Raw genomic sequence first — 23962 nt, 5'->3', positions numbered from 1 at the left:
TATCCGTTCATCACACCATCTTTGCCATTCGGAGGACCGATATGACCACCACCAGCCAGAGCTCCGAACAGGAGACCGCAGATAGTTCGAAGGCCGACAAGGCCACCGCACCGTCGCGTGCCACCGCCTCGAAGCGAGTGTCGCTGCGACTGTCCACCCTCGCCACGGCCGCCGTGGTCGTCGTATCGTGCACGGGCTCAGCGATATTGGGGTTGCTGCTGTGGCAGTCGCATTCCGATGTCTCCGGGCGGGACCGCGCTGCGGCCGACACCCACCGTGCCGAGCAGGCGGCGACCGACTACGCCGTCGGCGCCGCGACGGTCAACTATCAGGATTTCGCGGCGTGGATCGGCAAGCTCAAGGCGGGTACGACACCACAGCTGGCCACTACCTTCGACGCCACTGCGCCGAAGCTGGAACAGGTGCTGGCCCCGCTGAAATGGACCTCGAGCGCCACCCCGATCGCCGCCAAGACCCGCTCCACCGCAGGCAGCGTGTACACCGTGGACGTGTTCGTCAATGTGAGTTCCACCAGCGCGCAAACCCCGGACGGCAGCCAGACCACGGTCACCTATACCGTGACAGTCGACCGGAGCCAGGATTGGAAGATCACCGATGTCGGCGGGGCCTCCGCCGCGCTTCCGGCGAAATGACCCGCGCACAGGGGTAATTCGATCCCCGGCCCGCCCATCGGGCTTTCGGGTCGGGTTATGCCGGGGCCGCGGCGCTGAGACCATATGCTCGCAGGGCCAGATAGAGCTCGGCCGCTCCCAGCGGCGTCGAGGGATCCTGTCCGGTGAGCTCGGTGATCCGGTTGATCCGGAAGCGGACGGTATTGCGGTGGCAGAACAGCGATTTCGCCACCGCTGCCACCTCACCGCCGTACTCGTACCAGATATGCAGCGTGTGCAGCAGCACGTCACGATCACCGGCCGGCAACTCCAGGATCGGGCCCAGGCGCGCGGCGCTGATCCGTGCCGCGAGATCCGGGGAGCCGGCCAGCAGTATGGGCAGTAGCGCCTGGTCGTAGTGGACGATGAGATCCGACAGGGATTCCGCGGCGATGGCTGCCAGTTCGGCCTGACGCAATGCCTCCGGTGCGGCCGTCAGCCCGGCGAAGACCGGGCTGATCCCGGTGCGGCCGAGGGTGCGTTCGGTCAGCGCGGCGTGCAGGCGATCGATGGTGAAGGTCGCGGTGAGGGCGACGATACCCACATGGCTGTCGAGGCGCACTCGCCACGCCGAGCGCACACCGAGTGCGGTGATCGCCGCGCCGATCCCCGGAATCGTCTCGGCCGCAGTGGTAGTCGAGCGTGCGCACGCGATCACGAAGTCGCCGTAGAGCGGGAGCCGGAGCGTCTCGGCCTGTTCCCGCAGGCGTGTCACGTCACCGGCTCCGGCCAGCAGGGCGTCCACCGCGGCGTCGCGTAGTCGGGCGTCGTGCTGCGCCTGCTCCGTTCCCCATTCCTGATAGCCGACCGTCAGCGCCTGCGAATAATCGTCGACCAGTCGCCAGATCTCGGTAGCCGATTCCAGCAGCTCCTGTTTGGCCTCCGGATCGTCGCCCGCGAGCAGCAGCAGCCGATCCCAGGCGACCCGGGTGCCGATGCGGTACGCGCGCAGCACCGCCGCCAAGGGAACGCCGAGTTCGGCGCGGCGGCGCCCGGTGGTGCGAGCGGTGGTCAGGCCGATATGCGGATTGCCCGACAGGTATTCGAGCACCGACGCCAGATTCGCGCGGTTGGACTGCCACAGTTCCTGGTGGGTGATCAGATCGAAGGTCCCGTAGGCGGGTTCGGTGGTTTCGATGACCTCGGCGACCTCACTCACCAACTCGTCGATTCCGGCCAGCAGGGTGCGGCTGGCACGGGCGATGAAGGGCTCGGGGCGGTCAGTCATGACGCGATGTTAACGCTGCAAATGCGCTGGCTGAGACGGTCTGGTGCGCGGCATGCCGACGCACAGTGCGGCAGCGGTGAGCCTGTGCACACGCCTATGCGATCGCCGCGACGGCGGCAGGACAATCCAAGGACGTTGTGTCTGGGGATCACGCAGTCGAAAGAGCTTGCGGAGCACCGGGAGCGCCGTCTTCATCGTCGAGGGGCATCAATGAACACCCGAACAGAGCAGTTCCTGTATTCGTCCGGATCGATCTCGGTGAGCCGGGTCGGCTGGCGGCGTCCACGCCCAGTACTCGGCGCCCCGGACTCGTGCGACACGATCGGATATCTGCGCTTCCGTTCCACTCGCCCGATGCGATCAAATCTGGTGCTGTCGCTGCAACCGGGAAATACCGGCGGCCCGTCCAGTTTCGATCCGGTCGCCCGCAATCTGATCACCGAACTGGAACGCCGCGGCGTCGGCTGCGAAGTCTGGGCGATGGAGCGCTGCGGGCAGCGTCTCGTAGACGACCGCGGCGTATGGGCAGCCGTCGCCGCGGAGGACTACCGGGTGGCGATCGACTATTACTACCGGGGCGGGTCCGTGGACGGCGCCCGCTTCACCGGATGGCCGTCAGGCCGTACCGTTCGGTTCCTGTCCAGAATCGGCATTCCGCAGGTGATCGAGGATTGGCATTTCATTCACACCCAGGAGATGCCCGACCGATCCGAACGGGCGCGGCGGTTGTTCATCGGCGGACACTCGCTGGGTGGCCCGCTGGCGAACTACTACTGCCAGTGGGATTTTCCCGCAGGCCCCGGGTATGACGAAGTGGCCGGTGTGCTCGGATTGGACGGACCGATCGCCGTCGACGCGCTGCGCGTGCATCGACTGCCGGGCAGGCGGCCCATGGCCTCCGCCGCCGCCCGTGCGATGCCCTTCGCGGCGGCGACCATGCGTGCGCGCATGCTGCCGGCGTCGGCGAGTTCGGGACTGCTGCGGCTGACCGATATCGCCCTGCTGACCACCATCGCCGCCATCGGTGCACGATTCGAGCCGGACGCCGAAAGTGTTCTTCCGCAGCAGATTCCGCACTCCATGACCTTGGACCCGATGCTGCGCCTGCTGTTTCCGCGCGGCGGTCTGCGCTCCTGGCGATTGAGCAATGCGGCGGTCTTCGGCAGTCTGTTCGGCCGCTCCGCGCAGGGCACCACCCTCTCGGGCGATATCGGCTGCTACACCGGTCCTCTGCGGACCAAGCACCGCATGGTCACCCGGCTGGCCAACCAGCCGATCATCGGCGAACCGTTCGCGGCGCTGCTGAGCCCGAACCCCAGGTACATGCCGGCCGATCCGCGTACGGTCGTGGCGGGCTGGGCGGAGTCGCCCGATTCGATCAGCAGTTTCCAGGACACCGTATTGGCTTGGTCCAACGGTGATTTCAGCTATCTCAACAGCTACGAATCACGGCGATTGCGCAGTGAGGCGATGGTCGCCATGATCGGCGGCGTACCGGCCGGATGCGAGCGACTGGTCCATCGGGACTGGGAGCAGCACATTCCCAGCTTGGTCTTCGCCAGCGACGTCTGGGCGCCGATCCGTACCCGACGGACTGCTGCCGTGAACGAAGTCGACGCGGCCGGGTATTCCCACCAGGACATGCTCTGTGCGCGACAACCCGACGTGGTGGTCGACCGCATAGTGGAATTCATTGCCGCGCAAGAGATTGCGCGGCAAACGGCCTGACCCCTGCGGTCAGCCCGGAGTCAGCGAGAAACGGGAGCATATGAGCAGTAGGCCGGAACGTGCGCCGATCACCGATGGCGTCGCCGAGCAGCACGATCGAATGGTCCGAACACGGCAGCGGTTCTTCGGCGCAGCCAATGTCGATCCCGGCAGCGGGCAGGTGCGGGCAGATCGGGTGATTGTGTCCTGGTTCGGCTGCACCAGTTACGCGGTCGCCTTCACCGGAACGGTGCTGCTGCTGGACGCGTGGATTCCGCGCGGTATGCACAGCGGATATGTGCCCACCGAGGTCGCCGAGATCGGGTGGTTGCGGCCCGCCGCGATCTTCATCGGGCACGGTCACTTCGACCACGCCGGTGATGCGGGGCCGATCGCGCAGGCGGCCGGGGCGCGGATCTTCGGCACCGCCGGGCATTGCGAGGGCATTCGCAAGCAGCTGCGCGGTCACCGGATCCGGTGTGAATTCACGGTATTGGGTGATGACACGGCCGCGCCCGGGACCCGGCACGACTTCCGGCTCACCGAAGGCGTCGAGGTGAGTGCGATCCATCATCTGCATTCGGCGCGTAAACGTTCGGATGGATCGTCGCCGCGGCTGATACCTCGTCCGTATCCGCGCGACATTCTGGACCATCCGCCGACCCTGCGTGATTTCACCGACTCGGGACGCCGTCTCTTCGATGCGCACGGCGGTGTGCTGCTTTACCAGTTCCGCACACGGGGATTCACACTCACCTGGCACGATTCGTCCGGACCGTTGGCCGAGGATGGGCCGCAGGTGCTGAGGGCGCTGCGTGAACTCCCCGGCACGGATCTGCATCTGGGCGCGATTCAGGGTTTCAACCAGGCCACCAATGGGTTGCGCGACCCTCGGCACTACATCGAGGCCCTGCGCCCGCGCGTGTTCGTGCCGGGCCACCACGACAACTGGGGTCCGCTCTTCACCAGCCGCGCAGCCAGTTACGAGGCGCCGCTGCGGGCCGAGCTGGCGCGCATCGACCCGGCTCGGCGGCCGGAGCTGCGATTCCTGGGTGATCCGGTGGATTACATCAGGCCCGATCGGCTGACCTTCGAACTCTGATCGGTGTGCTGGAAAGTGCTGTGCAGCAGCACAATGCGTCCGACGCCGGGCGGTGGGGCGGCCCATTGTTCAGCGTATGCGCGGCGCGCAGAATGTGGAGTGCAGGGGAGATCGGCGTGGGCACAGCGGCTTTCAGGTCGCGCGCGCCGCTACGCCACGCATTTCTGAACCCAAGCGCATCAACGCCGTGGCGGCCGGGGACGTTCGCGCCTGATCGCAGCCGCGCCCGATCGAGGAGTCTCTTCGTGCCCGTATCGTTTCGTGATCCCGATATCGCCGACGGCGAGAAGTCGACCTACTCCGTCGCCATCGGTGATCAGCCCGCTGTGAGCGAAATCGTCAGCATCGTGACCGTCGATGCTGACGATCGCTACCGGTCACTGCTCGAACTCACCATGCCGGGGGACTTCCGGATGAATGTCGAGCAGACCTTCGATCGTGTCGAGGGTGCGCTCTCCTGCCGCGACTACCGTGCCGAGAGCCGGGTCGGCGCGATGTTGGTCAGCAGCGAGCACGGAAACTTCGCCGATACCGCGCATCTGCAGTTCGGCGGTGTCGTCGAACCCTTTCCCGGGCGAATGGTGCCGCTGCTGGGCGGTGTCACCGCCTTCCGCGGCCTGGAGTTCGCGAAGGGATCGAAGCTGAATGCCGATCTCTGGCTGGGCTTCTCGGTGCACTGGCCGATCGAGGTGAAGGTCGACAAAAAGGTCACCCTCGATATTGCCGCGGGCCGATTCGATGCCTGGCAGGTGCGCGTCCGCCCCAGCTTCTCGCATATCAACGGCCTACTGGACAAGGTGATGAGCGGCGTGCTGCCGCCGTTCGTCATGCACTTCGACACCGCCCCGGGCCACCGCATGCTGCGCTTCTCCTTCCCCACCGGACCGATGCCATGGAATCCCAAGGGCCTGGTGGAACTCAACCGCACCGAATAACGGCTCCGGCCCGCACGGATGAGCGCGGCATATCCACTCGACGGGTGGCGGCAGGGCAATGCTCTGCCGCCACCCATTGTCTTATGGGGCAATCGAGCTAAATAGCGCGGCGCAATAGTGATCCCGCAATGTCAATGGTCGTGTACACACCGGTGCGCGGTCATGACTGTGCATCCGAATACGGTTTCGGTGAATCGCGGCAGATGCCGAATTCCCGGCCCCTGTGATGGCACCCTTCTCCGGGGAGATATGTGTCGCGAGACACGCATTCGGAGGGATCGATGAGAATGAACTCGAAGCGGGCGCGTGCTGTCGCGGCATTGGCCGCGAGCGCTGTTCTGCTGGCCGTCGGCGGGGTGGGATCGGCTGCGGCCGATGATGGAATTGCACCGGGTGTGACAGCGCAGAGCGTGTTCGAGACCACGGGCCCGCATCCGGTGGCCACCGCGGTGCGCACCAATCCGTGTCAGGACTCGGTCTACGGCATGCTGCAGCACATTGTGGTGCACGCGCTCGGCAATCGGGACGATTTGACCTGCACGCAGGCCTTTCCCTACGGGCTGGATTCGCCGATCGGGGTGAACACCTACTACCCGGCCGATATCGCCGATCTCGGCGCCGCACCGCTGATCGTGCTGACCCCGGGCGTCATCGTGGATGCCGGGATGTACGACGCCATGGCGCGGCAGTGGGTCAGCCACGGTTTCGTCGTCGTGGTGCCGCACGACTTCTTCAACTCGCTCGCCTATGTGCCGGCGCTGGGATTGGCGGTCGCGCTCTCGGCCGATCACGATCCGAATTCCGTGCTGTACAACAGGATCGACCTCGGACGCACGATTCTGGCCGGACACTCCGCGGGCGGTCAGGCCTCTCAGCAGCTCGCCGCCGTACTGCCTGCGGTCGCTGCGCAGATCGACCCCGCGCTGCAGCTCGCCGGTGTACTCGCCATCGCACCGGGCCCCTTGGCCGTAGGTGCCCTGATTACAGTGCCCACCCTGTATCTCACCGGCTACAACGATTTCGTCGTTCCGGACTTCGCCTGGGTGCGCTGGTGGCAGTACGACCAGACGGTCGGCGCTCCGGCATGGATCGCCAATGCTCGTGGCGTGAGCCACTTCTCGCCGGTCGACGGTATCGACAACTACCTCGGGGAGGGAACGGCGATGGCATGGCTGGAGTATCTGGGCTTCGGTGACGAGAGGGCGAAGCAGTTCTTCGTCGGACCGGACTGGCTGCTGCCGGCCGACAAGACCTTCTACAGCGTGGAGCGCAATGCGCTCGCCGACCAGCTGCGGTAAAGCGGCCGGATCGACTTCGCGGAGATTCTCAGGCCGGAGTAGGCCCTGGAACTGGTGATATTTCGAATACAGCGCGCTGCGTATTGTAAATATGCTACGTTCGCCTTCCCTCGCACCCCTGTGCCTGTGTGAGGGAAGGCGCGGGCCCGCCGGGCAGATCTCGGCGGGGGCCGCGTCGTCACTGCTCATTACTCGAACACTGGAGCGCGGCGTATGACGATCCCGCCGAAACCCCTGCCCCTCGTGCCTGTGGGCGCGGACGGACGCCATCTGCATCAGTGTCCGCTGTGTGAGGCGATGTGCGGCTTGGAGATTCACGTCGAAGGTGGCCGCGTCGCTCGCGTTCGCGGCAATCCGGACGACGTGTGGAGCAAGGGGTACATGTGCCCCAAGGGGGCTTCGCTGGGCGATCTGCACCACGATCCGGACCGGGTGCGCCGTCCGCTGGTGAAGGTCGAGGGTCGGTGGCGAGAGGTCGACTGGGACACCGCGTTTCGCCGCTGCACGCAATTGCTCGCACCGGTGATCGAACGCCATGGAATCGCTGCGGTGACCTCGTTCACGGGTCAGCCGACGGCGCACACCCTGGGTCTGTCGCGCTATATCCACGTGCTGCTGGGCATGTCGGGTATGCCGACGTCGTACTCCTCCGGCACCGTGGATCAGTGGCCCAAGAACCTGTCCTCGCATCTGATGTACGGCGGCTGGTGGACGATTCCGGTGCCCGATATCGAGCGCACCGATCTGCTGATCATCATGGGCGCCAATCCGGCCGCGTCCCAGGGGTCATTGCTGGCGGCGCCGGACATCATGAGCACGATCGGTGAAATCGCCCGCCGGGGAACCGTTATCGTGATCGATCCGGTGCGCACCAAGACCGCCGCACGGGCGAGCGAGTGGATTCCGATCGTGCCCGGCACCGACGCCGCCCTGCTGCTGGCGGTGGTGCACACGCTGTTCGCCGAGGATCTCGTCGAACTAGGCGCACTGGCCGGTCATGTCGACGGCCTGGAAGTCTTACGCGAGGTGGCGGTGGACTGGCATCCCGAGCGCGTCGCAGAGACCACCGGTGTGCCCGCCGAACGCATTCGCGCGCTGGCACGGCAGCTCGCCGGGACCGATCGCGCCGTCGTCTACGGGCGGATCGGGCTGTGCAATCAGGAGTTCGGGAGTCTGTGCAGTTGGCTGGTGGACGTGGTCAATATCCTCACCGGGCACCTGGACCGCCCCGGCGGCGCCATGTTCGGCAGGCCGGTGCTGCGCTCGCTGCTGCACAGTCCGCAGCCCGGTCTCGAAGACGGCAAGGCGCTGTTCGGGCGATGGCGCACCCGCGTACGCGATGCTCCCGAAGTACTCGGACAGGTACCGGTCGCCTGCCTGGCCGAGGAGATCGAGACGCCGGGGGAGGGACAGATCAGGGCGCTCATCACGGTCGCCGGCAACCCGGTGCTGTCCGCGCCCTCCGGTGAACAGCTGGACCGGCTGCTGCCGACGCTCGAGGCGATGATCTGTGTCGACAATGCGATCAACGAGACCACCCGGCACGCGGATGTGATCCTGCCGGGGTTGTCTCCGCTGGAACGCGCCCACCTCGACGACCTGCAGTTGTCCTTCGCGCTGCGCAGCATCGCCAATTACTCTGCGCCCGTGTTCGATCCGCCCGATCCGGAGCGCCCCGACGAGTGGGAGATCCTGCTCCGGCTCACCGGACTGTGCCAGGGCACGCCCGCCGAGAGCGTGGATATCGCCGCCCTCGACGACGGCTTCACCGATTATGTCGCCTACACACTCGGGTTGGACGGAGCCTTCGTCCGTTCCCATTACGAGCGGGGCGGACCCGAGCGCATGGTCGACCTCACACTGCGCGGCGGGCCTTTCGGCGATCGCTACGGTGAGCGGCCCGACGGGGTGAGCCTGGAGATGCTCGAGCGCGAACCCAACGGCGTGGACTTCGGCCCGACGGTGGCGCAAATCCCCGGCATACTCGGCACCGCCGACCACAAGATCCGGCTGGCGCCCCGATACCTGCTCGACGACATCCCTCGGCTGGCGCGCCGACTACGGCGACCGGCCGCGGAATTGCTGCTGGTCAGTCGCCGGGATCTGCGCTCGAACAATTCGTGGATGCACAACGCGCCCAACCTGATGCGCGGCATGACGGGAAACAATCGCTGCACTCTGCTCATCCACACCGATGACGCGGGCGCGCGCGGGCTGAGCACCGGCGATGTGGCGGTGGTGCGGTCGGAGGCCGGATGTATCGACGTACCGGTCGAGTTGACCGACGACATCAAATCCGGAGTTGTCTCCATGCCGCACGGGTGGGGCCACGGCCGCGAGGGTAGCCGCCTGACGATCGCCAACCAGCACCCCGGAGCAAATACCAACGCCCTCTCGCCGCCTTTGTTCATCGACGACCCCTCAGGCAATGCGGCAGTCAACGGCATCCCCGTCACCGTCACCCGCAGTTGACATCCGGTCTGAGGGGTCGCAGAACGCAGGGCGAAGAATGCTCCTCCGAGGGTCGTGTCGATCTTGGGCGGTAGCGGTGAAATGGCATGCACGGCGGGCAGGGTCAGACCATCGGCAGCGGGTTGCGGCTGAGCGGATCGATGGTTTCGTGGACTTCCCAGTGCTCGGCCAGTTTGCCGTCGGCCAGCCGGTACAGGCTCGCGACCGCCACCGCCTCGCCAGTGGGCCCATCGATCAGATAGGTGCCGTGTACAACGACGGTGTGCTCATCGGCGATGATTCGCCGCACGTCGAATTGCACGTGAGGCTTGGTCTGATGCAGGCCCCTGCCGTAATTCAGCAGCCGTTCGGAACCGCTGCCGGTTCGGTCCGGAGCCGCATGCTGGTTGTGTTCGATGTAATCGGGGTCGACATAGAGCTCGACGGCGCGATACGGATTCTTCTCCGCATAGAACAATTCGGTGAAATGCTGTGCGATGCGGCGGTTCTCCTCGGCGGCGGACATTCTCTCACCTCTCGTCGAATGAATCAGAAGGCGATGACATTGAAGTGCGCGCCGGCGGGGTCGGCCAGGCGGGCGCCGAACCCGGTGCCGACCGGGACGTTGTAGACGGGGCGGACTACCGTCGCGCCCAGCGCCACCGCGCGGTCGAGGGTCTGCTGTGCGTCGGCCACCAGGAAGGCGACCTCCCAGCGGGAGTGGGTCACCTCGGCGGGCAGTTCGAAGACGCCGCCCCGGGGGTGGTCTTCGTCGTGGATCGTGGCGAACCTGGATCCCGGGGTAGCGGACTGGGTTTCGGTGTGCAGGTCGAAGGTCGTCGTCAGGAACTGCAGGGTGACAGGCCAATCGACGGTCTCGATCTCCGTCCACACCGGGGTACCGAGGCCGGCGGGCGCGGTCTTGGCGTCATCCCCGGCCTGCACGATGCCGATCGCTGAGTCGACCGGATCGGTGATAACGGCGATCTCTCCGATTTCCGGGATCGGCAGGACCGGGCGTAGCACCGAACCCTGATTGCCCTGCGCCGCTGCAATTGTCGCGGGGGCGTCCGCGGTGGACAGATAGGTCAGCCAGCCGTTCTGCTGCGTGGTGTCCGCGCTGCGCTCGAGCACTCCGGCGACCGGCAGTCCCTCCTTGCGGAAGAGGATGTATTGCCCGAAGTCCGTGGGACCGATCGGTTCCGCGGACCAGTCGAAGAGCTGCATATAGAACTCGATCGTCTTGGCGGGCTCGGCAGTGGTGACGTCGAACCAAGCGGGTAATCCGAACATGGCAATTCTCCTCGGGTGAATCTCTCCTGGGTGTAAGGGGTTTGGCGGTGGTGCGCCGGACCGCTAGCGCGGTTGGCCGGCCGGGTCGGCAACGTGCTGTTCCAGATAGCCCGCGACCAATTCGAGTTCTGCCTCCGTGTACAGGGTCTGGCGGGCCGCGTTGGCCGCGCGCAATTCCCGATACCGGCTCTCGAAATCGGCGAGCCGGTCCGTATCGAGCTCGACGCTGACCTTGCGCCGGTCGGCCGGGTCGGAGACCCGGCGCAGGAAACCCGCCGCCTCGAGTCGATCCAGCACCCGGGTTGTGGTGCTGGAGGGCAGTCCGGTCATCCCGGTGATGTCACCGGGGGTGGCCGGGCCGTCCGGGAGGGACATGAGGTTGAGAACTTGCAGGTCGACGAGGCGCAGGCCCAACTGTCGCGCGATCGAATCGTTGACGAAGACCGCACGGGCAATGAGCTGCCGGATGCTGATCTGGATTCGAGCCGTGGCATCGGTGCGCTTCGACATTCCCACCTCAATCTCTCCGATTCAGGACTATCCCGTTTCGGGAAATTCCCTATTCAGAGCATACTCATAGCGCAGCGAAAGGGAACGAGAGCTGCCTCACAGATCCTCCGGCGCGGGCCGCAGCATCAGCAGTCTTTCGAGAGCTCGCGGCAGATACCAGTTCCAGCGGCCCATCAGCGACACCGTCGCCGGTAGCAGTAGTGAGCGAATCACTGTGGCGTCCAGCAGAATTCCCAAACCTAGCCCGACGGCCATGACCTTCTGATCGGTGCCGGGGCCGGTGGACAGCGCCGCGAAGGACAGGAACAGGATCAGCGCGGCGCTGGTCACCAGGCGCCCGACCCGGCTCAGCCCCGCGATCACGGCTTGATCGGTGGATCCGGAGCGGCGGTACTCCTCCTGTATGCGGGCGAGGAGGAAAACCTCGTAATCCATCGAGAGACCGAACAGGAATGCGAAGACCATCGGCGGGATCCACACCGCGACCGCATGGGTGGCGGAAATGCCGTAGATCAGTTCGGAGCCGACGCCGTCCTGCCAGAACAGCACCATCGCGCCGATCGCCGCCGCGAGTGAAAGCAGGTTCATCACCACGGCTTTGAGCGGCAGCAGCAGTGAGCGGAAGGCTCGCACCAGCAGCAGATAGGTCAGCAGCGACAGCACCAGCAGCACCAGTGGGAAGTTGTCGTACACGGCGTGCTGGAAGTCGGTCTGCGCGGTGCCGACGCCGGTCACGCCGATGACCCCGTCCACTGCTGCGGCTCGGTCCTGTACCTGCTCGACCACCGCGACCGTGCGCTGATTCACGGTCTGTTCGCGCGGTATGGCCAGCAGCATCGTCACCGGCGGCCCGTCTCCCGACAGCGGCCGGTTGAGATGCACGTCGCCGGCATCGGCGACCACCACGTGCGTGAGCCCGTCGATCCCCGTCAGTGCGGCGGCGACCGCGGGCGCCCGATCGGTACGGGCGAGGATCTCGATCGGAGACAGGGTGCCGGCGGGAACGCCACTGTGCTGCAAGGCGGCGTAGGTCTCGTACGCAGGTCCGTTCTGCGCCAGCGAATCCGCCGACGAGAAGCCGATATTCGCATGGGCGAACGGAACCATCAGCAGACCGAGCACCATGAGTGCTGTCGCCGCCGAGATCCACCGCCGTCGCACCACGAACGCGGTCCAGCGCGCCCAGCGGACCCCGGCGGGACGGTGCAGACCCCGGTTGTCCAGCCACGGCCCGGCCACACTGAGAATCGCCGGGGTGAGGGTGATGGTCGCCAGCACCGTCACCAGCGGAATGAGCGCGCCCGCGATACCGATGCTGCGCAGGAACGGCACCGGCAGAATCACCAGCGACAACAATCCGATGGCGACTGTGATGCCGCTGTGCACCACCGCGGTGCCGGCGGTGCGCAGTGCGGTCACGATGGCGGCGTCATTGTCGAGTCCGCGGCCGCGCTCCTCTCGCCAGCGTGTGACCACCAGTAGTGAGTAGTCGATGCCGATACCGAGCCCCACCAGGGAGATCAGATATTGCACGATGAACGAATAATCGCTGAGGTAGGTCAACGGCAAGAGCAACAGCAGTGCCCCCGGGATCGACACCGAGGCGATGATCATGGGCAGCACCGCCAGTCGGGAGCCGAAGACGAAGGCCAGCACCAGCAGTGCGCCGCCGCCGGCGATGAGCAGCTCCAGGATCACCCCCAGTCCGATGCCGCTGCCCTGGCTCGCGGCCAGCGCGTCGGTGCCGGTCATGCCCAGTGTGGCGCCGACCGGCAGCAGCGGGGTGATCGCCGCGCCGACCGTAGCGGCCGGTGTGGCCGGGGTGGGGGTGCGGGTGATCGGATAGAACACATACGCCAGGGCGGTGCGCTCATCGGCGGTGCCGAATGCCGTCCGATCCGCGCTGTCGACGGTGTTGTAGGCGTCGAACACCTGCACCGGCTGGTCGTACATGCGCACTGCGGACAGCGATCCGAACGCCGACTTCAGTTCTGCGGCATGGTCTCCCACGCGCTGGCCTCCGGGCAGGGTGACGCTCACGATCAGCGGGGAACTGTTCTGACCCGCGGTGCCGAAGGTCGAGATCACCGCATGGGAGGCGGTGTCGCCGGGTTGCCCCGGCAGCGAGAAGTCGACGGTGAGGCGACCGGTGGTGAAGGTCGCCAGCGCACCGCCGGCGATCAACACCAGCAGCCAGACGGCGATGACCCGCCAGCGGTATTTCAGCGCCGCCTGGGCGATTTTCTGCACGGTGGTGGGCCCTTCTCGGTGCGGGGGATCAGGACGATGTCGCGGTGGGTGCGCGCCGCCCGGTGACGGTGCCGGTGCCCGGGACGATGCGTGCCCGCACGGTCCCGGACAATTCGTCGCCCTCGATGGTGGTGGTGAAGATGAGATTGAGCCGCATAGGATTTCGGATCGACTGATGCCAGATGAGTGAATCGCCGCAGACCTCGACCTTCGACAGTGGCGCCAGCTCACCGGATTTCGGATGCCGGGCGTTGCCGGTGACCGAACCGTCGGAGGCAGTGGTGAATTCGACGATCGCGGTCTGACGGCCGATCTGCGAGTCGATGGTCAAGGTCCAGGTTCCGTCGAGTGTCATGCTCGAATATCCTTTCGGCGCAGGGGAAGTGGGGGTTTCGCGGTGGGAATGTTCAGGCTCTCGTGCAGCGACTCGATGTGTTCGCCGAAGCCCAGGCGGCGCGGCGTGCGGTCATCCAGGCGCAGGGTGAGGGTGAGGCAGTCGTAGCGGGCCCCGTTCTCGCGGTGCCAGCCGGGCAGGTAGGCGCTGGCGGTGAAGCTCCTGCCGGTCGCGTCCGGCGTGCAGAGTTCGGCGATGACCGCCCGCTTGTCCGCGAGCACGTACACGGTGAGGTGATCCACGCGGGACGATGCGTGGTCGAGGACTTCGTGCAGCAGTCGCCGCACGTCGGCCGGGCTTCGGGCCTCTATCCCGGCGATGACCGCCGCGTGACTGGGTTCGAACAGCGAGAAGGCGATGCGGCCGTGCTCGGATTCGTGCAGGTACTCAGCCGAGTGCACGGCCGCGATTCGCTCCGGATAGGGACCGTCCTCCGTCCGGCCGACCATCGCCCGCAATTCGGCATCGACGAGACTGTCCGCGACCACCAGCGGGTGCGGCGGCAGCATCCGAAGCGGCGGATACTCAGGGTTGAAAGAGACGCCGATCAGGTGCTCTTCCCGGTCCTCGCCGACGCGGTGCATACCGCCGTCGGTGCCGGTCCAGTGAATGGTGTGGTCGATCCGCTCGAACAGGTAGCGTGACCGCTCGCTGCGGGCGTAGCCGTAGATCAGCTCGTTCTCCGGACGCGCCGCGGCGTCCGCCACGGTGGCTTCGAAGAGTACGGCGAAATTGCCGCGACCGGCGTACTCCAGCCGGACCGCCGCGCGCCCGAGCTCGCAGGTGCCATTGACCGAATCAGGCACGGCGACACTGGATCCCACCACGGCGTCGTCCGCTGTCGCCAGGAACCAGGAGTAGTCGCGCTCGGACAGGACGGTGCGGATCAGTGCTGGGTCGGTGCATTCGAGGATGGGATAATTGCCCCCGTACACGCGGTCGTACAGGTCGGCGATGCCCTCGGCATCGGCGGGGGCGGCGCGGCGGAATTGCAGTGGTGCCGTCGAGGTATCGGCGGAATTGGGCTGAACAGACATGGCCTGGGCTCCTATTCCGTTGTCGCCGGGTAGATATCGAGGTGCAGGGCGAGCGGCCGGCGCGGTGTGAGTACCAGGTCGGCGGTCACCGGTCCGGCGACCGCGCGGAACACGATGGCCAGTGGCGCGTCGGCATCGGTGATCAGCACCCTGCGGAAATCCGCCATCTGAGTCTCGATTTCGGCGCGTTCCCCGGTGGTGAACACCTCGCCCTCGGGCCCGCTGAGCATTTCGGCCTCGAACATCAGCGAGGTGGTGGGATGCACGCCGACGCCGAGCACGGTGGCCGCGAGCCACATTCGCTGCAGGGCGCGCCCGGCCTCCACGAAATCGCGGCGGGTGGTACCGGCGGCGGTGATCGCGCCCACCGCGGAGGCGCCCGCCGCCCAGGTGCGGGTGTACTCGAGCAGTCCGGCGCCCTCGCCGCGCTCGTGCAGGAACTCGGCGACCGTGGGGCGGCTCAGGATGCGCAGCGCGATCCGTTCGGGCAGCAGAATACCCAGATTCTCCAGCGGCACACCGTCTTCGCGGCCGGGCTCGTCCGAGCGGAAGTAGAACTCGTCGAAGGTTTCGGTATGCATTTCCGCCACGAGGGTGCGCAACCGATTGCCGATCGCCGTCCCCTCCCCGTAGACATGCTTGACCTTCTCCTCTCCGCTGAGCCACAGCCGCGCCGAGTACGGCTCGACGGCTTGGTGCAGCGCGTTGATCTCCGCGTCGGTGAGCAGGCGTCCGGCTTCTCGGGTGCGCTCGCTGTAGCGGCCGATCAATGCCGCACCGAGCGCGATTTCCGCCGCAGTGGCAGCAGACCCGTTCTCGCCGACCGTGACTCGGGTGTAGACCAGCGAATCGGCGCCCTGCGGGTCGTATTCGACCTCGGCGGAGAGTCCGCGGGCGCGCGCGGCGACCACGATGGATTCGGTGACCGCGCCCAGCACCACCCGGCGCACCGTCTCCCGGCCTTCGAAGAGCCGGTGGGTGTGCGAGCGTTCGGGCATGTGCACGACGTCGATCACGCGACCGCGCACCGCGAATCGCCACTGCTGGGTATTGCCGCCAGAGGGTGAGCGCATGGCCAGTTCGAGGATGTCGCGCACATCGGCGGGCAGCTGCTCGACCGCCGCCTCCGGCTCGGGATCCTTTGCGGCGGTGCTGGTCTCACGCGGCGTCCGGCCGATCCCGTAGGGCAGTTCGACGTGCCGGCGCACCGAGGGAACATCATGACCGAGCAGAATCGCGCGTGCCACGGTGGCCACCACCGCGCCGCCGTGATTGACCTCGGAGGCCAACTGCGGCCACGTGGTGAGCGTGGCGTCCATCTCGACCACCGACACCGCCGTGCGGTCGGAGATATCGTCGACGCCGACAATGGTGGCCATTGCCGCCAATTGCCCGTCGCGGTCCATGTTTTCGAGTTCCGCGGTGGTCAGATCACCGATCAGGCCGTGTAGCAGCGGGCGCGCCGGCTCCAGGTCGAAGCGCTCGATATCGAGCATGCCGCGGTCACTGGCCTCCATGAGCACCGGAATGCCGCGCCTGCGGGCGTGTTCGCGCGAGAGGACTTTGATCCACGGCATATCGCACTCTTCGACCAGGAGATCGACCTTGCGCCCTCCATCGAAGAAGGCGTCGATATTGAGATCGTCGATGCCGTCGTTGAAGACCTCGACCTGCAGATAGGGGTCGAGTTCGGCGATCTGGCGGGCAGCGAGGACCGCCTTGTTGACGCCGAGGTCGCAGACGTCGGCGCGCAAACGGTTCAGATTGGACAGATCCAGTTCGTCGAAGTCGGCGAGCTTGATGCCGCCGGCGCTGCGTTCGGCGGCGATGGTGAGTGCCACCGCATTACCGACCGACAGGCCGAGGATGCCGACCGTCTTCCCGGCGAGTGCGCGCTGCTCGTCGCTGGTCAGCTTGTTGCGATTGGCCGCAGTGCGGACCTCGACGAATTCGGGCTCGTCGAGGATGTGCACGAGTTTTCCCGACCACGGGTAGAACACCCACGCGCCGATCTCGTGGCGGGGCCGGCCGGCGATCAGGTCCTCGAAGACATCCGCACGCTCTCCCATGCGTCCGCGTTCGGGTGTGCGGATCTTGGCGAGATTCTCCAGCTGCAGCGTGAGCATGTCGTGCCGCGCGGCGACGACGCCGGAATGCTCCAACTCGGCCAGTGCGGTGACGTCCGCGGGCTGAGAGAGGCGGAATAGTGTTGGCGGAACATAATTGTCGACGTAGTCCGACAAGATGAGATCGGTGAATTGCATGCTTTTCCTCTGGCGTTCGGAGCCCACTTCAGGGGCGCTTCACCGCACTGCATTTGTGGTGTATGCAGGCAGCATTCATCCAGCACCTCTTTGTGCCACAAGAAATTCGGGAGAAAACGGTGGTGCGTGCGGCCGTTCAGCCGACCCCGAGTGCGGTCTCGAGCTCGGTGAGCGCCTCGCCGGTGAAGAGCGCGAGCCGTTGCAGGTGGGGGAGTCGATCCCGGTCGCCGATGAAGCCGATATTGAATCGGCTCGCCGTCGACATGGCCGTGATATTGAGCGCCTGTCCGTGCAGCACCACCGAGACGGGATACAGCTCATCGAGCCGGGCGCCGCGGAGGTACCGCGGATCGCCCGGGCCCGGCACATTGGAGATCACCAGGTGATACGGCGGACGAACCCGCCCGGCGAGCCCCAGCAGCAACTGTCCGACATAGGGGCCCTGGGTGAGCAACCCGAAGTTGTCGGAGGCCGCGTGCGGCAACCTCGCGAGTTGCTCCTTGGCCGCTGTGCTCGAGCGGTTGATGAAGGTGATGCGCTCGAGCGGGTCGGCGATATCGGTGCCGAGTTTGATGGTCAGGAATGCGATCGCATTGCTGCGATCGTCCCCCGCCATTCGCACCGAAACCGGTGCACCGCTGAGTAATCCGTGTGCAGGCAGCTCACCGAGCTCATCGAGGTAGCGGCGCAGTCCGCCCGCGCAGATCGCCAAGAAGACATCGTTCACGGTGACGCGCGCTGCGGTCGCCACCGCGCGAATACGCTCGAACTCGTAAGACTGCGTGCTGAAACGGCGATGGCGTCCGACCCGCCCGTTGAGCAGCCGGGCCGGCGGCATGGCGAACGGCACCCCGACCTCCTGCGGTGTGGGCGTGAGCGCCTCACCGATCAGCTCCGCCGTCACCGAGGCGAGCGCGCGCACCGCACCCAGTCCGGTGCGCACCGCGGCGAGTGGCCCCGGGGCGGCCCGCGCGGGCGGGAGCCTGCGCTCGGGCCGCATCTCGGACCACGGCGGTCGCACGGTCCGGTCGGCGCGGTCGCTGCTGAGGATCGCGGTGAGCCGCCGCGCGCCTTTGACGCCGTCCATCATCGAATGGTGCACCTTGAAATACAGTGCGAACCGGCCGTTTTCGAGCCCTTCGACGAGATGGCACTCCCACAGCGGTTTGGTCGGATCCAGCGGCCGCGCGTGCAGCCGGGAGATCAGCGCGCCCAGCTCCCGCTCGCCGCCCGGCGCGGGTAGCGCCGAATGCCGCAGGTGATAGTCCAGGTCGATCCGATCGTCCGGCAGCACCTGCCACACCGGTGCGAGTGAGACCGGTCCGGAGCGGCCGAGCAGAAAATTGAAGGGCGGCGCGAAGGAATCCGAAGCGCGCAGTTCGATCATCAACTGCCGCAGGAAATCCGGCGGCGCATCCGGTGGCGGCGAGAACAGTGCGAGCACCGCCACGTGGGCTGCCACCTCGGCGGAATCGATGGCCAGGAAGGCGCGGTCCACCATGGTCAGCTGTGCGATCGTCATTCGGTTTCCCCCTCGTGACCGAAATCGGCTCACGGATTCATTTCGTATGCGCCGGAGAGGTTTTTGATCTGCTTCCACACCGAGTCGAAACGGCCGGGGTCAATCGCGGGCTTGCGTACACGCGTCAGCGCCCACTGCTGCTGTGCGGGGGTGGAGGAGGATTTGCCGTGCAGTGCAACCGCCAGTTCGGAGAAGTCCCGGACGAACACCTCGAAGAGGGTGTCGAGGATCGCGTGGTCGAAATCGGTGATGGCGGCCTGCTCGAGGATCAACTGGCCGTAGACGAGCAGCGTGAACATCTGGCCCAAGGTGAGTAGGAAGTCCAGATCGCGCTGCTGGGCGGCGTCCGGTGCGGCGGTCTCCAACAGGGTGGTGAGGCCTTCGGCCTGTTCCCGTAGCAGCGCCACATTGGGCAGATCCGCGAAGGCGTCGTAGGCCTGCCGCCAATCGGCGAATGTGACCTTGCCGAGTCCGCGGGCCGGGCCCTGCCGGAACAAAAACTCATCGTCACCGGCGTCCTTTCGGGCGGGTACCGCCGCATGCTCAGCGGGGCTGAACAAGTAGCTCGGCATGAACTTCAGTACCAGTGCCAGATTGACATGCACGGTGCCCTCGAGCTTGGTCGGCGCGAAGATGTCCCGCGAGGCGCCGTCGAAGTAGGTATCGGCCTCGAAACCCTTGGCGGCGATGACATCCCACATGGCGGCGACGGCCTTCTCCGCCTCCTGCGTCACCTTCATCTTGTTGATCGGATTGAACAGCAGATAGCGCCGGTCCTGCGGGCCGGCGGTGCGGAAGTAGTCGACGGCCCGGTCGCTGTAGAGCTTCATGCCGAACAGCCGGGCGTAGGCGTCCACGAAAGATCTACGGGCATGCGGGAACTCGGTGACCCGTTTGCCGTAGAGCACCCGATTGTGCGCATGCGTGATCGCCTCGTACAGGCAGTGCTCGGCCATCCCGATGGAGGCGAAACCGATATTGAATTTGCCCACATTGACGGTATTGAGTGCGGCGTCGAAGGCCGCCTGGCCGGTGTGCAAGACATGCTCCGCCGGCACGGGATAGCTGTTCAGTGTGAACTCGGCGACGAACATGTGCGAGTTCACGGTGTTCTTCACCAGGTCATAGTTCGGGTGCTGAGAGTCCGCGGTGAAGAAGACATACCCCTCCGGCCCGTCCACATCCGAACGGCGGCCGAAAACCGAAACCACCCGTGCCACATTGCCATTGCCGATGTAGTACTTGCCGCCCTCGGCGGTGAAACCGCCGTTTCCGTCCGGGGTGAGGATCATGTCGGTGGAGTAGATATCCGCACCGTGCGCCCGCTCGGAGAGTCCGAACGCCGCCACCGATCCGTCCCGCAGCCACTGTGCGGCCGCCGTGCGGGCCGCTGCGTTCTCGCTCTGCCACACCGGTCCGACGCCGAGGATCGAGACCTGGCCGGTGTACCAGTAGCCGAGGCCGTAGAAGGCGAGGATCTCGAACAGTTCCGAGATCCGGGCGGTGTCCCAGCGTGCCTGCGGATCGCCCGCCGCGTCCCGGGCCGGAGTCAGGAATGTCGCGAACAGACCCTCGCGCGCCTGAAACTCCAAAAAGTCTGCGTACCAAGTGCGTTCGCGATACTGCTCGAGCAACTCGCGCTTGCCTCTTGCCTCGAACCAGTCGACGGTCGCGCGCAGCAGTCTGCGGGTTTCGGCATCGAAATAGGTCGGGTCGTAGGTTCGCGGGTTGAACAGGACAGCTGCCATCGGGGGTGATCTCCTCGGCGGAATGACTTTCGGGCACGTGGGCACCAGTGCGCACTGCGGGCCAGCCCATCGTGTGTTCCCAGGCTCCGCGCGGCAATGGGCATGGGCACAGCCCGCCTCGAATCCCGGTGTGTTGCCGCACAAATGTCACAGTGAGCGCGGGTGAATGTTGACCGGGTCACTCAGCGTGGTCCATAGTGACGTACGCAACGTTACTTAACACGGGGGTAACCCAGGACATGCGCGAACCGGCCACGCTCGAGGAGCTGCCGCGGATCACCGAAGGCGTCTTCTTCACCACGCCCGAGCGGTTGCCCCGCGGCCCGCACACACTCGGCCGCGAGCAGGTGCTCCAGGCACAGCGGGAGCGGTTGATCATCGCCTTCACCGAACTGGTAGCCGCGCGCGGTTACCCGGCGGTCAGCGTCGGTGATATCGCCACTCGCTCCGGCGTCTCGCGCACCGCGTTCTACGACTGCTTCGACTCCAAGGAAGCGTGCGCCGACGCGGCCTACGAACGCTTCATCACTCATCTGCTCGCCGAACTGGGCCGTCGGCTCGACGGCAGCGAACTCGACCGGGAGGTCACGGCCGTACTGCACGCCTATTTCGCGACACTGCAACAGGATCTGGTGGTGGCCAAGGCATTTCAGCTGGAAATGGATGCTGCCGGCCCGATCGCGCGGGCGCGGCGCCGCGGTGCGCTGCTGCGTTTCGCCGAACTGATTCGCTACGAGCAGATGCGGCTCGCGGATACCGACCCGACCATCAACACCGACTTGCCCATACAGGCATACCTCGCCGCCGTCTACGCCGTGCGCCAGCTGGTGTCCGACGCCCTGGACCGTGAACCCGCGCCCGACCTGGTCGGGCTCGTGTCGAGGGTGACCGGCTGGCTCAGCGCCGGCTTCCGGCGACCCGCCGCCACACCGATTCCCACCACACCGGAGGACTGATGATCGACCCCGCCAAGCCCTCACTGTCGCGCCGCGCCCTGCTCCGGGGGGCTGGAGGGGCAGCAGCGCTGACGTTCGGCGCTACCGTCTCCGGGCGCGGTGCCTGGCTGCCCCGCGCCCGTGCCGAGGATCCTTCCGGCCTGCCCACCGTGGATGAACTGTGGAACTCGGTGGTAGCGATGAACGATCTCGGGCCACGGCACACCGGCAATGCCGCGCACCGGCAGTTCGTCGATTCGATCGATACCTCGTTGCGGGACTTGAACATTCAGGTGCTGCGAGACCGGGTCAGCTTCACCCGGTGGGAGGCCGGGCGGATGGCACTGTCCGTCGACGACATCGCACAGCCGGTCGCCGCCTACGTCCCCTACTCCGGGTCGACCGGGGCGGAGGGCATCGAAGGTGAACTGGAGTACGTCGGTATCGCCCACCCGGACGGCTTCCCGGCCCAGAGCTTGCAGGACAAGATCGTCGTCACCGACGCCCTTTCCCCGATCATCCCGATGCGGCTTGCCCGGCCCCTGCTGAACTACCTGCAAGACCCCAGCGGGACCGTTACCGATGACGATGTCGTCAGCGTCATGGCGCTGAGTATGACGGTGCCGCTGACCGTGTTCCGCCTCGCCGGGGCCAAGGCCGTGATCGTGGTGCTGGATGCGGCACCGGACAATGCCGCCGGTCAGTACGTGCCGTTCCTGTTCCCGATGGCAGGCATCCCGGGACTCATCGTCGACCGCAAAACCGGCGCCGAACTGCGTGAGCGTGCGCGGGCCGGCGGCCGTGCCCGGGTCACCCTCGAGGCCACCATCGAACACGGGGCCACCACCGACGACGTCATCGGCATCCTGCCCGGCGCCAGCTCGGACATCAGCCTGATCAACACCCACACCGACGGACCCAATGCCATCGAGGAGAACGGCCCGGTCGCGGTGCTGGCCCTGGCCCGCAAGCTCGCTGCCATACCCCAATCGCAGCGGCGCCGCACCTACGTCTTCCTGTTCGCCACCGGGCATATGGCCGTCGCGGTCGGCGATACGGAGCGTTTCATCGGCAATCACCCGGATCTGATTCGCCGCACCGCCTCCGCGCTCACGATCGAACATCTCGGCGCCACCGAATGGGTGGACGACCCGGTACTGGGCTACCACGCGACCGGCAAGCCCGACCTCACCCCGATCCTCACTTCCCAGAACCCCGCACTGTGGGAGGCCGCACGCACCGCGATCCAGGCGAACAATCTCGAACGCGCAGGCATCCTGCCGGCCGTCGCCAACAACGGGTTCGCCGGGGTCGGAGTCTTTTTGAACCTGATCGGCGTACCCACCGTCGCTCTCGCCGGGACCCCGGCGTATCTGGCCTCCTGGGCCGCCGACGGTCATATCGACAAACTCGACCGCGACATTCTCTATCGGCAGGTGCAGACCTGCGATTCCATCCTGCGCAACCTCGACGCCACACCGCGGCTCGATCTCGCGCTGGGTGGCACCCTGCTCAACGGCGGCGGGCAGATCCTGCCCGAAGTCGTCGGTGCTGGTTGGGACATCGCCCGCACCGCACTACCTTTTGCGGGTCTGCTGGGAACCACACAGTAGGGCCGGGCACCGGGCGATGTCTATTCAGCCTGTGGCACAGGCGATCCCGCGACGGCGAGGAGGGCATCGGCGATTTGCCGACAGAATTCTTCGGCATCGTCGGTGCCGTGTGTGAGTGCCCGGAACAGAGTCGCCCCGCGCAGTAGTTCGAAGATCGCGTCGATATCGCAGTCCGGGGCAGCCTGTCCGGAAGCCACTGCGCCGGTCAATAATTCGCGCAGCGCACCCCGCGTCGGCTGCTCGCCGTGGTCGAGCAGCCGACGATAGCTGTCGTGATCGTTGTGGTACTCCGAGAGCAGGCCCGGAATGGCCGAGCGCGCGGCCGGATGTGCCGACGCGGCCAGGAACAAGTGCGTCCACGCCAGCAGGTCCGCACGCAGATCACCGCTCGGATGGGGGTGGTCGAAGGCTTCCAACGCGAAAATGGCGTCCTCGACCAGGGCCCGCTTACTCGGCCAGCGTCGATAGATCGAGGTGGTGACGACGCCTGCCCGGCGTGCCACCGCTGCGATGGTGGTGGCCTGATAGCCCTCACTGACCAGCAATTCCTGCGTCGCGGCGAGAAGCTGGGCGTCCAGCTGCGGGTCACGGGGCCGGCCGGGTCCGGAGCGGGTGCCCGGGGGTGCGCTCACGGAGTTCTCCCAACTGGTTGAAAAAAATTCTCGATTGAGGTTACATCTAGAACCTGTTTCAAATACGCTACGACCCGTATTCGAATTATGTGGCTATGGCCACAGCTCACTCGAGAGGTACTCGTCGATGTTGACGCCCCAGGACGAACTGCTCTGCCACCAGCTGCCCACCACCTTCGACCACGTCCAGCAGAGCGATCTGCGCTGGACCGAGCGAGTGGTCATGTACGGCTTCGACAAAACCCGCCGGGTGAGCGTGATGACCGGCATGGCGCGATACCCCAACCGGAACCTGATCGACGCCTACGCCATGATCACCATCGGCGACAAGGCGCACACCATCCGCATGTCCCGGCAGATCGACGCCCGCTA

General features: G+C 66.2%; 19 protein-coding genes and 1 pseudogene. 9 read left to right on the top strand and 11 right to left on the bottom strand.

Annotation, left to right across the window (positions count from 1 at the left end; all coding sequences use genetic code 11):
• The first annotated feature begins 41 nt into the window (after positions 1-41).
• Positions 42-653 (top strand): hypothetical protein, encoded by a 612-nt coding sequence (locus ABZX86_RS00100; protein ID WP_355118452.1) that lies wholly within the window; start codon positions 42-44, stop codon positions 651-653.
• A gap of 55 nt (positions 654-708) precedes the next feature.
• Here ABZX86_RS00100 and ABZX86_RS00095 read toward each other — a convergent pair whose 3' ends face one another.
• Positions 709-1899, bottom strand: a complete 1191-nt coding sequence (locus tag ABZX86_RS00095) for a helix-turn-helix domain-containing protein (RefSeq protein ID WP_355118450.1) — start codon at positions 1897-1899, stop codon at positions 709-711.
• Positions 1900-2109: 210 nt separating this feature from the next.
• Between ABZX86_RS00095 and ABZX86_RS00090 the strand changes: the two genes are divergently transcribed.
• From ABZX86_RS00090 to ABZX86_RS00070, 5 genes are all read left to right on the top strand, one after another.
• Entirely contained in the window at positions 2110-3627 is a 1518-nt protein-coding gene (locus ABZX86_RS00090; RefSeq protein ID WP_355118448.1) for a hypothetical protein, read from the top strand.
• Between the two features lie 40 nt (positions 3628-3667).
• Positions 3668-4708, top strand: coding sequence for an MBL fold metallo-hydrolase (locus tag ABZX86_RS00085; RefSeq protein ID WP_355118446.1), 1041 nt, complete (start codon positions 3668-3670; stop codon positions 4706-4708).
• Positions 4709-4953: 245 nt separating this feature from the next.
• A complete protein-coding gene (locus ABZX86_RS00080) occupies positions 4954-5643 on the top strand; it encodes a hypothetical protein (protein ID WP_355118444.1) in 690 nt (229 codons plus the stop codon).
• Between the two features lie 287 nt (positions 5644-5930).
• Positions 5931-6941 carry an alpha/beta hydrolase gene (locus ABZX86_RS00075; RefSeq protein ID WP_355118442.1) on the top strand — a complete coding sequence of 337 codons (1011 nt, stop codon included), beginning with the start codon at positions 5931-5933 and terminating at the stop codon, positions 6939-6941.
• Positions 6942-7154: 213 nt separating this feature from the next.
• Positions 7155-9413 (top strand): molybdopterin-dependent oxidoreductase, encoded by a 2259-nt coding sequence (locus tag ABZX86_RS00070; protein WP_355118440.1) that lies wholly within the window; start codon positions 7155-7157, stop codon positions 9411-9413.
• Positions 9414-9516: 103 nt separating this feature from the next.
• On the opposite strand, the gene ABZX86_RS00065 is transcribed toward ABZX86_RS00070, so the two are convergent.
• The 9 genes from ABZX86_RS00065 to ABZX86_RS00025 all read right to left on the bottom strand — a co-directional run bounded on the left by ABZX86_RS00065 (position 9517) and on the right by ABZX86_RS00025 (position 20410).
• Positions 9517-9918 (bottom strand): nuclear transport factor 2 family protein, encoded by a 402-nt coding sequence (locus ABZX86_RS00065; RefSeq protein WP_355118438.1) that lies wholly within the window; start codon positions 9916-9918, stop codon positions 9517-9519.
• 23 nt (positions 9919-9941) lie between these two features.
• A complete protein-coding gene (locus ABZX86_RS00060; protein ID WP_355118436.1) occupies positions 9942-10685 on the bottom strand; it encodes a VOC family protein in 744 nt (247 codons plus the stop codon).
• Positions 10686-10748: 63 nt separating this feature from the next.
• On the bottom strand, positions 10749-11195 hold the full coding sequence (locus tag ABZX86_RS00055) for a MarR family transcriptional regulator (protein WP_355118434.1): 447 nt from the start codon (positions 11193-11195) through the stop codon (positions 10749-10751).
• Positions 11196-11291: 96 nt separating this feature from the next.
• The gene (locus ABZX86_RS00050; protein WP_355118432.1) at positions 11292-13445 is read right to left on the bottom strand and encodes an MMPL family transporter; all 2154 of its coding nucleotides are present in this window, start codon (positions 13443-13445) and stop codon (positions 11292-11294) included.
• A gap of 28 nt (positions 13446-13473) precedes the next feature.
• Positions 13474-13800 (bottom strand): hypothetical protein, encoded by a 327-nt coding sequence (locus tag ABZX86_RS00045; protein ID WP_355118430.1) that lies wholly within the window; start codon positions 13798-13800, stop codon positions 13474-13476.
• Entirely contained in the window at positions 13797-14876 is a 1080-nt protein-coding gene (locus tag ABZX86_RS00040) for a hypothetical protein (protein WP_355118428.1), read from the bottom strand. Before ABZX86_RS00040 ends, ABZX86_RS00045 begins: the two co-directional genes overlap by 4 nt.
• 11 nt (positions 14877-14887) lie before the next feature.
• Positions 14888-17140 (bottom strand): Rv1355c family protein, encoded by a 2253-nt coding sequence (locus tag ABZX86_RS00035; protein WP_355118426.1) that lies wholly within the window; start codon positions 17138-17140, stop codon positions 14888-14890.
• Positions 17141-17276: 136 nt separating this feature from the next.
• Positions 17277-18662 (bottom strand): wax ester/triacylglycerol synthase family O-acyltransferase, encoded by a 1386-nt coding sequence (locus ABZX86_RS00030; protein ID WP_355118424.1) that lies wholly within the window; start codon positions 18660-18662, stop codon positions 17277-17279.
• 29 nt (positions 18663-18691) lie between these two features.
• The gene (locus ABZX86_RS00025; protein ID WP_355118422.1) at positions 18692-20410 is read right to left on the bottom strand and encodes an acyl-CoA dehydrogenase; all 1719 of its coding nucleotides are present in this window, start codon (positions 20408-20410) and stop codon (positions 18692-18694) included.
• Positions 20411-20649: 239 nt separating this feature from the next.
• Here ABZX86_RS00025 and ABZX86_RS00020 point away from each other — a divergent pair, with 239 nt between their 5' ends.
• Positions 20650-21366, top strand: coding sequence for a TetR/AcrR family transcriptional regulator (locus ABZX86_RS00020; RefSeq protein ID WP_355118420.1), 717 nt, complete (start codon positions 20650-20652; stop codon positions 21364-21366).
• On the top strand, positions 21366-22958 hold the full coding sequence (locus ABZX86_RS00015) for a hypothetical protein (protein WP_355118418.1): 1593 nt from the start codon (positions 21366-21368) through the stop codon (positions 22956-22958). Before ABZX86_RS00020 ends, ABZX86_RS00015 begins: the two co-directional genes overlap by 1 nt.
• 20 nt (positions 22959-22978) lie before the next feature.
• Here the strand turns inward: ABZX86_RS00015 and ABZX86_RS00010 are convergent, their stop codons facing one another.
• A complete protein-coding gene (locus ABZX86_RS00010; RefSeq protein ID WP_355118416.1) occupies positions 22979-23590 on the bottom strand; it encodes a TetR/AcrR family transcriptional regulator in 612 nt (203 codons plus the stop codon).
• A 127-nt stretch (positions 23591-23717) separates the two neighbouring features.
• Between ABZX86_RS00010 and ABZX86_RS00005 the strand changes: the two are divergent.
• Positions 23718-23962: pseudogene (locus ABZX86_RS00005) on the top strand (hypothetical protein); the annotation flags it as partial.

The organism is Nocardia sp. NPDC006630, assembly GCF_040611495.1.
Classification (GTDB): domain Bacteria; phylum Actinomycetota; class Actinomycetes; order Mycobacteriales; family Mycobacteriaceae; genus Nocardia.
This window is presented reverse-complemented; position numbering and strand designations above follow the sequence as displayed.